The 13612-nt window shown below is 56.5% G+C and carries 10 protein-coding genes; 4 read left to right on the top strand and 6 right to left on the bottom strand.

Annotated features, from left to right (window positions below; all coding sequences use genetic code 11):
* The first annotated feature begins 10 nt into the window (after positions 1-10).
* From OSO_RS48055 to OSO_RS0115600, 4 genes are all read left to right on the top strand, one after another.
* On the top strand, positions 11-2902 hold the full coding sequence (locus OSO_RS48055; protein ID WP_010584183.1) for a VWA domain-containing protein: 2892 nt from the start codon (positions 11-13) through the stop codon (positions 2900-2902).
* Entirely contained in the window at positions 2902-4839 is a 1938-nt protein-coding gene (locus OSO_RS0115610) for a BatD family protein (RefSeq protein WP_010584182.1), read from the top strand. The genes OSO_RS48055 and OSO_RS0115610 overlap by 1 nt, the downstream gene beginning before the upstream one ends.
* A gap of 3 nt (positions 4840-4842) precedes the next feature.
* Positions 4843-5610, top strand: a complete 768-nt coding sequence (locus tag OSO_RS48050; protein WP_010584181.1) for a tetratricopeptide repeat protein — start codon at positions 4843-4845, stop codon at positions 5608-5610.
* Between the two features lie 154 nt (positions 5611-5764).
* Positions 5765-6709 (top strand): aldo/keto reductase, encoded by a 945-nt coding sequence (locus tag OSO_RS0115600; protein WP_010584180.1) that lies wholly within the window; start codon positions 5765-5767, stop codon positions 6707-6709.
* A 25-nt stretch (positions 6710-6734) separates the two neighbouring features.
* Here OSO_RS0115600 and lptE read toward each other — a convergent pair whose 3' ends face one another.
* From lptE to OSO_RS0115570, 6 genes are all read right to left on the bottom strand, one after another.
* Positions 6735-7364, bottom strand: coding sequence for an LPS assembly lipoprotein LptE (lptE, locus tag OSO_RS43685; protein WP_010584179.1), 630 nt, complete (start codon positions 7362-7364; stop codon positions 6735-6737).
* 15 nt (positions 7365-7379) lie between these two features.
* Positions 7380-8963, bottom strand: coding sequence for a tetratricopeptide repeat protein (locus OSO_RS0115590; RefSeq protein WP_010584178.1), 1584 nt, complete (start codon positions 8961-8963; stop codon positions 7380-7382).
* Between the two features lie 37 nt (positions 8964-9000).
* The gene (gene recO, locus OSO_RS0115585; protein ID WP_010584177.1) at positions 9001-9747 is read right to left on the bottom strand and encodes a DNA repair protein RecO; all 747 of its coding nucleotides are present in this window, start codon (positions 9745-9747) and stop codon (positions 9001-9003) included.
* A gap of 80 nt (positions 9748-9827) precedes the next feature.
* Positions 9828-11030, bottom strand: coding sequence for a serine/threonine-protein kinase (locus OSO_RS0115580; protein WP_010584176.1), 1203 nt, complete (start codon positions 11028-11030; stop codon positions 9828-9830).
* Entirely contained in the window at positions 11023-11733 is a 711-nt protein-coding gene (locus OSO_RS43680) for a sigma-70 family RNA polymerase sigma factor (protein ID WP_050986117.1), read from the bottom strand. Before OSO_RS43680 ends, OSO_RS0115580 begins: the two co-directional genes overlap by 8 nt.
* 155 nt (positions 11734-11888) lie before the next feature.
* Complete coding sequence (locus tag OSO_RS0115570; protein ID WP_010584174.1) at positions 11889-13589, bottom strand: Ig domain-containing protein; 1701 nt, start codon at positions 13587-13589, stop codon at positions 11889-11891.
* Between the last annotated feature and the right edge of the window lie 23 nt (positions 13590-13612).

Genomic DNA, 13612 nt, shown 5'->3' with positions numbered 1-13612 from the left:
GCCGTTGACTATGGAATGGCAACATCCCGAAGCGCTCTATCTGATTCTGCCGCTGTGCGGAGCGTGGTTCGCATTGGTCTGGTATTCCAGCCAGCGTCGTCGCGTTGCGCGTCAAACGTTTGCAGCGAAGACGATGTGGTCGCGAATCTTTCCGGACGAGTCCGCAGTGCGGTCGTGGTCCAAGCTGGTTCTGCAGGAACTGGCGATCATTGCCGGATTGGCGGCGCTGGCGCAACCCCGTTTTGGTTTGCATCACGAACAGATCATACCGCGAGGCAGTGACCTTTATGTGCTGATTGATGTCTCGCGTTCGATGCTGGCCGACGACGTGCAACCGACGCGTCTGGCCCGCGCGAAGGCCGACGTTTCATCCCTGATCAATCGGTTGAGCGGTGATCGAGTCGGTTTGATTGCGTTTGCTGGCCAGGCGGTGGTGAAGTGCCCGCTGACGGCGGACTACGATTCGTTTCGCAGAGCGCTTGAAGAACTAGATACCGATAGCGCACCTCGAGGTGGGACTGCGATCGGCGACGCAATTCGAAAGGCGATAGAGGTTTTCCGTGCCAAATCAGAGCGAGATCAGGCCGTCTTGCTGATTACCGACGGCGAGGATCAGTTGTCCTATCCACTTGAAGCCGCCGCCACCGCTGCGGAACGGCACGTCACGATTTTTACAATTGGCCTGGGCGATGCCGATCGCGGGGCGCGTGTGCCGCAGAAAAGCGACTCGCACTCGTTTGTCGAGTATCAAGGCGAGCAAATCTGGAGCAAACTTGACGGCAACCTGCTGCAGCAAATCGCGCTGAAGACATCTGGAGTTTATGTTCCTGCCGGTACGCGTTCGTATGATCTGGGTGAGCTCTACACAAACTATTTGCAGGGGCGGCGTGGCAGCGAGACGGCCAGCCAGGACCGAATTCGCAGGACCGAACGATTTCAGATCTTTCTGGGGCTTTCACTGCTGCTGCTGCTAATCGATCTGTGTATCGGCCGGTTCGGTCGTCCCGCCCTGTTCTCAAACGAAGGAGACAACGCGACGTCGATTCCCGCGAGCGGCACCAATCGGTCGGCCTCGCGTCGCCCATCCCTCTCAGTCAAAACCGGCCTATTGTTAATGGGATTCTTCGCTGGGGCGACGAATGCGTGCCATGCTGTCGAGCCGGCGGTTCAGGTTCGCGATGGAATGCGTTTGTTCGCAGAAGAAAAGTTTGACGAAGCGCTGGAAAAGTTCGCGTTGGCGAATCAGGAGCTCGACAAGCAAAAGGCGACGGCGGCCTCGGCCATTGCGGCGTTTGACGAAGCCTGTGCCGCACATCGCAAAGGGGACATCGATCGCGCACGCGAATGTTATCAGCGCGCAGGGCTTAGCCTTGATCGATCGATTGCGACTGCGGCTCATTTCAATCTGGGAACGCTTGCCGCCGAACAGGCGCGTCAGCTTTGCGGCGATCAACCCGAAGCCGTTCCCACGGAAAAGCGGCAAGCCATACTCGATCAACTTTCGCAAGCGATCGCCGCTTATCGTCACTGTCTGGAGTTGCGTCCCGATGATTCTGCGTCGCGACGCAACCTTGAGCTCGTTCGCCAATGGATCAAGTACTACTCCGATCGGTGGCGCGCGTACGACCGCCAGAAGCGTCGCGATGAATCCAATTTGATTCAGTTTCTCGAGTTTCTGATTCAATCACAAACGACACTCCGAAAGACGGTGGATGATCTTTCTGACACAGCGACGTCCGACGCATTCGCGGAATCGAAGGTGGCTCAAGACGAGCTTCGGGAAGAGATTCCGACGCTGCGCGGAAAGATTGACGATGAGTTGCGGCCACCGGCCGACCCGAGCGCGCCCGCGGCTCAGACAAGTACGAAAGAGATCGACGAAGGGATCAGCCTGCTTCAGGGCTGGGCGGATACCGCCGGCAGTCGGATGGCGGCGGCCGGGCGGCATTTAGGAGCACGCGATGCCGGCAAATCGACGAAAGAACAACAGACGGCGATTGAGGAACTGGAAAAGATCTGGGAAGCGGTGATTCCATTTCATCCGCTGCTGGCCGCCGAATTGTCCGCACAGACTTCGATCGCGCGGACTCTATCGCCGCGTGGTGATCGTGATGAACGTGCCGGTGAAAATGCAGATCCGACTTCGGAGCCCGCCGATCCACTCGATCTTCTCAACACTTCTGATCCTGTCACCTCACCAGCCACAACTTCCGATCCAAAGTCGGTCGCAGAGAAATTTTTTATCGAGGACTTTTCGCAGCTCGAAGAGAAGCAGCTACAGGTCCTCAAGCGAGCCCGGCTGCTTGGTCCAAAGGCGGAAGCCGAATTGAGTCGTGTTGAGGAATCCACGGCCGCGGGAACAGCTGCCGGAGCCAGCACCGAAAAACCTGGGCAAGCTGGCGAACACCCCGCATCGGCCCAGGTCGATCCGGAGCAGTTGAAGGCGGGCTATCGCAAGGCAATGGAGCTTGCACCTCAGGCTGTGGAACAAATGGATGCGGCCGTCCAGTCGCTGCGTCAGAAGGATCCCGCTTCGGCCGCGCAGCAGGCGGAAACGGCCCGAAAGATCCTGGAAGAGATCCAGCAGGCGCAACCCAAGAATCCACAGCAACAAAACCCTGATGATCAGGAGCAGAAAAACAAGGACGAGGACGAACAGGAACAGAACAACAAGAACGAGCAGAAGAAGCCTGGCGAGCAGAAGAAGGATCACGATTCGGGAGGTACGGGAGCCGAGAAGAAAGAGCGGCCCGATCAGGGAACGCAGCAGGAACCCGTTTCGAACGATCGCATTGAAGATGCGTTGCGAAAAGTTCGCGAACGGCAAAAGGATAAACGGGAGCGAGATCGGAAGCTGCATGCACGATTCCTTGAACGCGCGCCTGTGGACAAGGATTGGTAATGACTGTGTTTGGTTCTGTCTTGTTTCGTCGCCACGTCATCGCGGGAATCACGCTCGCCTGGTTCTGGTGCGCCCAGTGTGGGATTTCGATTGCCGATGATCCCGAGATTCACGTCGCAGCCAGTGCCGAAGAAATCTTCAGTGGTGAAAGCGTGGAGTTTCAGGTCGAGATTCGCAACTCCAAGAATCCCACTGCTCCCGACATGTCGCCGCTGAAGAAGCAGTTCGACTTCGTGTCGCAGGGAGACGAGTCTCGCAATCAATCTTCGACGTTCATCATCAATGGACGAGTCAGTCAACAGAATGTGTTCAGTCATCTCTACCGGTACCAGTTGACGCCCAAACTTGCGGGAGACCTGTCGATTCCCTCGGTTTCAGTTGAAATTGATGGGAAGACTCTATCGAGTACCCCCCTGCCGCTACGAGTGATCGAAGCGGAAAAACAAGATCTGGTACTGGTGGAACTGGCGGCCACCCCCCCGCGTGTCTACCCCACGCAGCCGTTCACGGTGACGGCTCGAATTCTCGTGAGGCCACTGCCGAACGATGCGAATCTCGATCCGTTAAGTCCGGTCCGACGGCGTCCACCGCACCTTCAGGTCAATCTGGTCGAACCACATAGCGGTCTGGAGTCCGACGACCTGAACCAGTGGTTGCGGCCTCAGGTTGCCGATGACGGAATTGGTTTCACCTTGAACAATGTCGGATCACAATCGATTTTCGATTCCGCGCGGGCCTATGTGTTTGGGTGGCTGAAGGGGCGGGAAACGCGGAACGGATTGGACGGGACGCCGATTCGATATTTTGTGTATGAACTTTCGCGGACATTCACACCGGCGAAGACAGGTTCGTATTCATTCGGCCCGGCGGTTGTTAAAGGAACTTTCGTCGCAGGGCAAGAACGCGGTGAGTACGCAGGTCGGCGTCTGGTCGCGAGTGCGGCACCGATCTCGGTCGAGGTCCTCGAAATTCCAACCGCGGCTCGTCCATCGACCTACTGCGGTGGGATTGGCGAATACACAGCGCGGGCTTATGCGAGCCCCACAAAGCTGCGCGTCGGCGATCCATTGACGCTGACGGTGGAGTTCGAGCGCGGCGAACGAAGCGGGGCGCTGTCCTTGATCTCGGCACCTGACTTGTCGGCGGTACCGGGACTGACGGATGACTTCGAGCTCATCGACAAGAATCCGACGGGACGCGTCGAAGGTTCAACAAAACACTTCGCCTACGGTCTTCGTCCACGACATGCAGGCGTCAGCATTCCGGCATTGAAGTTTGCGACGTTCGATCCCAAGTCAGAGACATTCCTCGAAAAGGAAACCGCCCCCGTTCCTCTCGACGTCAGTCACGCATCCCAAGTCTCTGCGGAGGAACTTGTGGGCAGTCCCTCATCGGCCTCGTCGTCAAGCATCAAGACGCGCACCGAAGGGATTTTCCAGAACGTGACGGATCCCTCAGAGTTGCGAAACCAACGTGTCAATTTTGTCGGCTGGATCACGACGACTGCGGCAATTTGGGGTGTCGCGGGGTGTCTGATGGCGTTCGTGACCTACTATCGGCATAAATCATCGGACGCGGGTTGGATGCGCCGACAGCGAGCCCGTCGTCATGCCCAGCAACGGCTGGCAGCGGCGCGACAAGCGCTGGCACAACATCAGACGCGCGACGCTTTCGTGCAGGTTCGTGCGGCGCTGATTGGGTTTGTGGCGGATATGCAAAATCGAATTGCTGAAGGGCTCACCTCGACGGACGTCGACGCGGCACTTACCAACGCCTCGGTTCCTGCGGACGTGGGGCAGGCGGTTCGACAGCTTTTGGAGGCGATCGAAGCCGCTGAATATGGTGCAGGGGGATCCGTCAACGATCCGCGGGTCACGATTGAAACGGCCGAAGCAGTCATTGCCAAGCTGACGCCCTATCTTGAGCGAGGGGTTTGAGCCGTGAATCGACATTTCCTCGTGGCGATATGTGCGGTGATTGTCTGCTCGACCCGTTCGTGGGCACTTGAATCGGGTGACCGCGAACGGGCGTTCGTCAAAGCGCTCGAGCGGTTCGATACCGCCACGTCACCCGATGACTACCGAGAATCGGCTCACATCCTTGAGTCGATCCTGGCGGATGGATACGTCAACGGGGCGGTCTACTACAACCTCGGCAATGCCTATTATCGTACTGGCGAATTCGGACGAGCCATCCTGAACTATCGAAAGGCGGTGCCTTATCGCCCGCGCGATCCGTACTTGACCGCAAATCTCGAGCAGGCCCTGATTGCCGCGCCGGGCCGTCTTCATGAGCCTGAGAGAATGTGGTGGTCACACGTCCTCTTCTGGACGGATTGGATATCGTTCCCGGCGAAAGTTCGCTGGTTGTTCGGTGGATTGATTCTGGCCGCGGTGACGGCGTGCGCGGCGGTGTTGCTGCGCCGTCCTCGTCTGCAGATCATCACGGCCGTGCTTTTGTTTTGCTCCGCTGCGATCGGTGTCGACACGTGGCTTTGCTACGATCAGGTGGTGAATTCCACCAGAGCGGTCATTACCGGCGAGACCATTGCGCGGAAAGGAATGGGCCAGTCGTACGACGCCGCCTTTGATCAACCGCTACGCGACGGGGCAGAATTCCGAGTGCTCAGCGAAGTCTCGGGATGGGTCTTCGGACACTTTGAATCAATTGGCGATGGTTGGGTACAAAGTGAGTTCGTGGCGCGGTAAGACACTCCTCACAAAAATGGAAAACCGTGCCCTGGGCCGAGAGAACCGGCCGGAACAGCCGAATGCGATTCGTTGATCACCCCGCAGATCGCATCAATGTTGATTTGATTTCAGAGATAAGAGCGGGCGCTACCCCTTCAAGAAAGTCGTGAGCATGGAACTGCGTTCGCTAGGGAAAACGGGGCTCAAGTTGCCGGCCTTGAGTTTTGGTGCGTCGTCGCTTGGTGCCGAGTTTCGTCCGGTGGATATCAACGAAGCGATTGCAGCCGTGCCTGCGGCGCTCGACGTCGGAATGAACTTTATCGATACCTCGCCCTTCTACGGACGCGGCATGTCGGAAGTGCTGCTGGGAACGGCTCTGCGAGGGATTCCGCGAGATCGGTATCTGCTCGGGACAAAACTGGGACGCTACGACAAATCCCATTTTGATTTCTCGGCCCGCCGCGTGGTGGAAAGCGTCGATGTCAGTCTGCATCGGATGGGGGTTGAGTACCTCGATATTTGCCTTTGCCATGACATTGAGTTTGTCGAGATGCAACAAATCGTCGACGAAACCCTGCCAGCACTCAGAGAGGTTCAGAAGCAAGGCAAAGTTCGCTTCGTCGGGATCTCGGGCTATCCGATGAAGATTTTCAAATTCGTGCTGGATCAGACCGACTTGGATGTCGTCCTGTCATACAATCATTACACGCTTCAGAACACGATGTTCGGCGATCTCGTTCCCTATTTGAAATCCAAGAACGTGGGGATCATGAATGCCGCGCCGTTTTCCGCTCGGCTGCTGACGAACGATCCATTGCCCCCCTGGCACAAGGCAACACCCGAAGTCCGGCGCATTGCGAAGCAGGCCGCCGATCACTGCGCCAAGCACGGCAGCGATCTCGCAAAACTCGCCCTGCAGTTCTCGATTGCCAACCCTGATATGACGACCTGCGTCACAGGATCGGCCCGACCGGAACGCATCCGCGAATGGGCCAAGTGGGCCGCTGAACCACTCGATCAACAACTGTTGAAGGACGTTCAAGCGATCCTGCAGCCGATCCACAACTGGTTCTACGTGGAAGGCCGGCCGGAGAACAACGATCCCAATTCGGCGTAATAACTCGCTACAAATCACTCGGTGATCACAGCGACGGCAGTTCCATCAGATTGACGATCTTGCGGGCCAACGACTGATTCGCGTCGTCGAGTGCCGTTGCCAGTGATTGGCCAACTTCGGGTGAAAATTCGGCCTGTGACGTCATCGGGATCGCCTCGGGAGACAGCGGGATTTCTTGCTGAGCCAAAACCTGGCCGGACCTTAAATCTTCCCACTGAACTTTGACCATCAGCGAAATCTGCAGTTCGCGCCCGTCGTCGAAACGCGTTTCCCCCAGCACATCCTTGCGGAAGCTGACGATTGTTCCCGTCAGGCGGGTATCGGCCTGCGTCCCTTTCGCCAGACGATACGGTGAACGTTTGGTGATTTCCTTCTGAACGGCCTCGGTCAGTTGGAACTCAAGCCCTCGGCGATTCGTTTTGTTGTCGAAAATCGGCACCGCAACCGTCTGAATATCGCGACTGAAGTTGTTACCGACCGTGTATCCGCATCCCGTCAAAGACAGCGAAAGGACCAGTCCGCAGAAGTGGCAAAGGCGTACGGCCGCGGCGCGACGCGACGGTCGGCTGCAGTTGATTTCCGCCTGCGCAACGCGGGCCACTGAAACCTGATCGACGATTGTCGCAGACGCGAAGGAAGTGTGTGCCGTATTCATCCGGATTGCCCGTCGTTATCGGATTCGAGCTCGGCCGCTGGTCTCAGGACTAAGTTCTTTGGCGTCCGAGTCGGAATCTTCGGGTAATTTTTCTGGCGGCGAACCGAACGGCCAGCGTCGGCGTGACTTGGGGGCAGGTTCGACGCGTGTTTTCGTGGGACGCTCGTCTTCCACCATCGTTTCGTCGTCCTCGTCCGCATCACGCTCGACGACCTGAGTGGGGCGGCGAGGTGGAGTTGACGGTGTGTTCGTGGCCACGTTGGTCTTCGATTTGCGTTTCGCACCTTTTGCGGCAGGGGCGTACGGATTTTCGCGTTCGGGCCCGACCAGCGGATATCGCTTGAGATGGAAGGATGGTGGCGCTTCGAGAATCTGTTCAAGCGACCCAGGCTTTTTGTCGTCGATGGACGTCAGGAAGGCAGCACCGCTGACGTACTCGGGGCCCAACTGCAACAACATCTCCCGGGCTTCGTTCGCATACCGCGACTTGGGATATTGAGTGATGACTTCGTGACAAAAGATGGCGGCCGAGCGTTTTTTTCCCTTTTTCAAGTAGAACTTGGCATTCACCCAGGTTCGCAAGGCTTCCTCATCCTGGATCATCGCAAGTTCTTCTTTTAACCGCTCCTGATCAGGCAGGTTGGGATAGAGCTTCAGTGTGCTCTCTTTCAACAGTTGTGCTTCTTGAAGCGTCCGACCGTCATAGGCGGGGCCTTGATAGGACATCAATTTCACATGTGAACCCAGCACGAACGCATTCTGGACGTGGGGGCTACTCGGAAATGTCTCGCGCAGCATCTGGAAATAACGATCGGCTTCGACGTAGTTCCCTTTGCGGGCGTGATAACTAGCCACCAGCATCATTGCGTCGTCGGCCAACGGGCCCGTGGGGTCATTCATCCACACGGCAGAGAGTGCGGCGACGCCGTTGCCTGGAGTATCAAATAGCGGTTTCGATTTGTCGCTGAAATTTGGGACGAAGATCGGTGGCGCTTTTGGAACCTTGGGTGGTTCTTCCGAGGGAAGGGCCTTCGTGGGATCGTCGAAGTTCACACGCTGGATCTCGCCTAGATTCGCCACTTCCGGGAAGTCGAGCCACATCCGGCCGAGTTTGAACATCCGTTCGCTGACGACGTTTAAATGGCGTGTGGACGGATATTCCTTCAGCAACACGGCATAGGCATCGTGTGCCGTCGCATAGTGTTCACGTTTCCAGGCCGCTTCGGCTTCCATGAAGAGCGCATCTTCGCGGATTTCACTCTTTTTGAATTTCTTCGCGACCTTTTTGAATGCGGCCTGCGCTTCGTCGTATTTCTCGGCTTTGAAGAGCTCGGTTGCCTCGAGGTACTCAGGCGTGCCCTTGATCGGCTTAAGTGAATCTCCGTCCATCAGGCCTTCTTCGTCTTGCTTCTTTCTGAAGACGTTGGCCAACGAACGCTGGGTCGGTCCCTGGATTCGACTGATGTCCGGCGTGGAGTCCTTGAGAAGTGCCGACTTTTCCCACGGAGACGCACACCCCACCGCAAAATGCGATGCGGACAAGACCCAGATTGCGAGTCTTTTTCTGGTCGCAGATTGTTGTGTTAGCAAATTGTGCATGGTCATCCATGACCGGAACAACGTGGTCTGACGTGGGTCAGGTATCGAGATACTTCAACATTTTCGGGCGACGGCCAAGGACGTGGCTAATGGCAGATGTCGTGACGTGTTTGACTTCTTTCAACTGCTGTGGTGCAAGGTTCAGCCGCTTCCAGGCTTGCTCGCTTTCACCGGCCAGCAACCGCAATGCAGCGGCCGTACCGGCATGTATCGAAATTTGCGTGTATTCTTCTCGCTGGCAATCAGGGCAAATCAGTCCGCCTTCGGAAACCCAGAAGCCAAACGTTCGCCCTTCGGTCAGCTCTGCGCCGCAGGCGGCACAGTTCTCAAAATCAGGTAACTGTCCAATCTCTCTTAATAAGACCAGTTCAAACCGCACAACACCTAACATCGTTGATTCGGTGTTTCGAAACATTTCGAGCGCATCTTGAGCTGCAACATACAGCGCGAGATGGGGGTCGTAATCTTCTGTCAGTCCCAGCAATAATTCAGCAACGTAATAGCCTGCATACAGGCAGACCAAGTCCCGTTCCTGCGGATGGAACCGAGAAACAAGCTTGGCTTCTGTCAGCAAATCAAGGCCGGATGAACTCTTACGTAGGAACACTATCTGACATGTCGCGAGAAGGTCAAGAGCGGATTCAAACGGTCCCTTCAGCTTGCGTCCACCCTTCGCCAACCCCGAAATCTTCCCAAATTCGCGCGTGAAAAGCACGACGATCCGACTCGTTTCACTGAAGTCGGTGACACGCAGAATCAGTCCCTCGGCCTTTTCGCTCGACATGATCAGTTCTCAAGACCAGCGGACAAACTTCATCAGGAACGGACGTGATTGGGCATTCGCAATTGGACGTGCACCGAACATCATCTTCGGCTTCGAAACCAGTCAACCAGACGTCGAACGAGGCCTTTGTCCGTCGCCTTGATCGGACGTCGGTCGATAAAGCGACGCAGGTCTTCAGCCATCTCTGTGGCGGAGGTGTAGCGATCCCGCGCGTCTTTTGCCATCGCTTTCAAAATGATCCGTTCTAATTGTTCGGGGACATCGGGGCGGCGGCGGCGCGGGTTGAGTGGTTCGTGCTTCAGGATTGCGTTCACCAGTTGTGACCGCCGCGCGAGATCGAACAGAGGTGTCTGCGTGACCAATTCATAAAGGGTGACTCCCAGCGAATAGACATCGCTGCGTGGAGTTCCCGGACCATTCCAGCGTTCGGGGGCCATGTACATCAACGTACGGATCTCGCGGTCGTCTCCATCGGCAAGCTCGCTGTGATCGAGGCGGCCGATTCCAAAATCGGTCACGATGACCTGTCCATTCGCTTGCACTAAAAGGTTTGATGGCTTGATGTCATTGTGCACGACGCCCTGCTGATGCGCGTACGCCAGTGCCTTCGCGACTTCTTCGGCGAGCTTCGCAAATCCACGCCATGAATCGTGGGCCAAGTTGGCGTGGACGGGGCGCGCGAAACTGCTGACTCGTCTGGCGGTGTGCTGTTTCATTCGAGATCGCTTCAGGTCCTGAATGACTTTGTCGAGTCCCGCGCCGTCGACGAACTGCATGACATAATAGTAGTAGCCCTGGTCCTCAGAGAAAGAGTAGATCGGGACGATGTTGGGGTGTCTGAGCTGTGCGATCGTGGATGCTTCGCGCTGCAGATGGTCTTTCCACGTCGACATATCTGCGGCGAAACGCCAAGGCAGAAGCTTGATTGCAACCGTCCGCTGCGAGATGGCATGAACGGCCTCGAACACGACTCCCAATCCGCCGCGTCCCAATTCATGAATGAGCTGGTACTCGCCCAGGCGATCAAAGGAAAAATGTCGAGGAACATTTCGCCTCAAACACTCGACCTCTTTGTCATCTTTCCACCGTTCCAAGTTTTCGACGAGCGGAAAGAGGTCGCGAATTTCGTTCGCCAATTGGGGATATCGCAGGGCATAGGCTTCGATCGAAGGTGACTGTCCTTGCCGCTTTTCCTCGGTGAACTCGGACAATGCCACTTCGAGCGGATCGCGCGCATTCAGGTCGACGTCTTGCTTGGGCGGTTCAGGCACGCCGTCACCCATTCGCCTTCTTGCTGACTTTTGAATCAAATGCGTCTGGAAGGACCAGTTCGAGGATTTGTTTCAGACGGCCGAGTGCCCGGATGTAGCGTACGCTGGCCGCCTGTTCCGAAAGGTTCAGCAGTTTGGCAACTTCATTGTTGTTGAGCGCTTCGAAATGGCGAAGTGCCAGAATCTCGCGATCCACTTCGTTCATGCCGAGCAACACCGAATCGAGTTGCTTTGTCAGCTCGGCATGCGACGCATTACTGCTGGGGGAGCGAGCCGAATCCGACAAATGGAAGGCCAGGCATGACGACGTCGAAGCGGATGTCCAACCTCCATTGATGGATTGCTCACGCGTGGCAGATCGTTTTCGCGCCCCGAGATGAAACCGCTGCAAATCGATCAGCGTTTGAGTCACGATGGTACGAAACCACAGAAATGACTCGCCCGCGCCTTCGTAAAAATGATCGATTCGTTCGATGGCCCGCAACCATGCGTCCTGCAGCACGTCTTCCGCGTCGATTCGTCCTTGCAGGCTGGGGTGCAAACGAAATGTGACCAGCCGCCAAAGTCGGGGACGGTAGATTGCGAATAGCTCACCCAATGCTTCTTGATCGCCAGTGAGGATTCGCTGGACGATTTCGCTATGTTCCGCGCTGCCATCCGGCACGGAGTGGCCCGAGTGGGAATCGATCGGTGTTGGTTCGTATTTGTCTGACATGTCCAAATCGTAACGCACGAATGCCATTCACGCACAGTGCATCTGACACTGTTGTCGTCCTTTCCGTCATCTCCGCGAATCCGTTGTGAGACTCATTCCACCGGAGAACGACACGCTACCGCGATGACACGAACGTCTCGGAGTCAGCAATTGAATCAATTGCCTTTAAGACGCGCCTGGGCTTCGCGGAGTGATTGTCCCATGTCCCAGCGAATTTCACGCTGCCCCAGGGTCATGATCAGGAACTTGCGGTCAATTTGTTTGATTGTTCCCTGCAGGTCCGAAATGGCAAATGCGTCCCCTTCGTGCAGCTCGGTCTTCCGATCGGTTGACTGATCTGTCAGCAGGGCCCGTTTGTTGTCGCCGAGTGCGAAGATCCCCGTTAATCGCGTGAACTGCGCGGCGTCGTCCTGAACGTTCAGTTTCAATGTCAGTGTTGTTGCTTGAGGCGGCGAATCATTGTCGCTGATGATCATGGCAACGGGCAATTCGCCGATGGCGATTTCGTCACCCGGCGTCCATGTCAGTTCGCCTGTCTTGGCGTTAATCGCCAGTCCCGCAGGGGCTCGGTCGCCCAGTTTCCATGTATAGGTCGACGGATTGTCATCCGACTTGGTCAGCTCGGGTTGAAACTTCCACTCGCGGTTCAGGTAAACCTTTGGTGTCTGGTCTGTAACAAGCTTGGGCGGAGTCTTGGGGTCTCGCAGGCGGATGGCTTGCGTCTCTGCCATTTGGCCTTGGGGGGCTGAAGGATGACGAACTTCGAATTTGAGCTCATATCGCCCAGCTGGAATGTCATCGGCAGGCTTCCAACTGACTTTGCCAAATCGATCCAACTTCAGACCTGGTGGGGCCGTACCGACCACCGCGAATTCAGGCTTCCCTTGTGATGTGTCGTAACCCGAAACCCCAATGGTGAAGTCGAGCGATTTGCCACGGGTCAGCACTTTTTCTCCCGAAGCCATGAGCTTCATTCGGTATGCCGGCGGCGGTTTGACGAAGATGTTGCTCGCGATCAACGCGCGAAATTCTTCCAGTGTCCGTTCAGATTGCTCGGGCTTCATTCGCACCAGATCGATCGTCGTTCCTTCTGCTGCCGCACTCGGAACGGTGCGTTCCACACCTCGCTCGACCGTCCAGCGGTTGCCATTCATCTCCACGACCTTCAGAAATTCGTTCAGCACCTGGACCCGAAAGCCGGGTTCTTTCGGGAATCCGGTCGATGAGACCACTTCGAGTGTCGTGTCGCTATCAGAGATGTCGGCATCAAGAACGGTCTGAGGGAAAATCGTGCGTCGGGAAGGAGCTGCGATCAGTGCCAGGCCTTCGGCATCGAGACTGATCTTCAGTGCGGGGTCGCCCTCAAATACCTTGTTGGAGATCGTGAGTGACGTGACGCGGTGCATCAGTTCCGTCCGATAGAACAGGTCCAGAAATCGGACCAGTTGATCGTACTTTGCTTCGGCATCCAATTTGACGACGACAGCAATGTAGACATTCCCCTTTTGGGTTTGGCCGCTGGTCGTCACCTTAAGCTCTTCGAACCCACAAAGCTGTGCCAGATCGGTCAGCCATTGCATGTAAAGCCGCTGTGCATCCCGGGCGCTCGGCTTTTTCGATTTGGCGAGATCGTCGGGAGGAAGGCTGATCGCTTGCCATTCCTTGAGTAACTTTCGAGCGCGGGCCAGCGACAGCAGCTTGTCTCCCTTGTCGGCAACGGCCTGCTGCAGGCGGGTCAGTTCCTCGCGACGTGTTTCAAAGGGGCCAAAAATCGCAGACGCGACCCATCCGCTACCCTGCCAGATGAGGACAACGGCAATCAAACCACCGAGCAGATATTGTTGACGACGCTGCATCTTTCACTTCCGCAAACGGGCCA

Source organism: Schlesneria paludicola DSM 18645 (assembly GCF_000255655.1).
Classification (GTDB): Bacteria; Planctomycetota; Planctomycetia; order Planctomycetales; family Planctomycetaceae; genus Schlesneria; species Schlesneria paludicola.
This window is presented reverse-complemented; position numbering and strand designations above follow the sequence as displayed.

Bases quoted from the DNA above. Each gene is read 5' to 3' on its own strand.
- OSO_RS48055 (WP_010584183.1), top strand. From the start codon at position 11: ATGGAATGGCAACATCCCGAAGCGCTCTATCTGATTCTGCCGCTGTGC.
- OSO_RS0115610 (WP_010584182.1), top strand. From the start codon at position 2,902: ATGACTGTGTTTGGTTCTGTCTTGTTTCGTCGCCACGTCATCGCGGGA.
- OSO_RS0115600 (WP_010584180.1), top strand. From the start codon at position 5,765: ATGGAACTGCGTTCGCTAGGGAAAACGGGGCTCAAGTTGCCGGCCTTG.
- lptE (WP_010584179.1), bottom strand. From the start codon at position 7,364: ATGAATACGGCACACACTTCCTTCGCGTCTGCGACAATCGTCGATCAG.
- OSO_RS0115590 (WP_010584178.1), bottom strand. From the start codon at position 8,963: ATGCACAATTTGCTAACACAACAATCTGCGACCAGAAAAAGACTCGCA.
- recO (WP_010584177.1), bottom strand. From the start codon at position 9,747: ATGTCGAGCGAAAAGGCCGAGGGACTGATTCTGCGTGTCACCGACTTC.
- OSO_RS0115580 (WP_010584176.1), bottom strand. From the start codon at position 11,030: ATGGGTGACGGCGTGCCTGAACCGCCCAAGCAAGACGTCGACCTGAAT.
- OSO_RS43680 (WP_050986117.1), bottom strand. From the start codon at position 11,733: ATGTCAGACAAATACGAACCAACACCGATCGATTCCCACTCGGGCCAC.
- OSO_RS0115570 (WP_010584174.1), bottom strand. From the start codon at position 13,589: ATGCAGCGTCGTCAACAATATCTGCTCGGTGGTTTGATTGCCGTTGTC.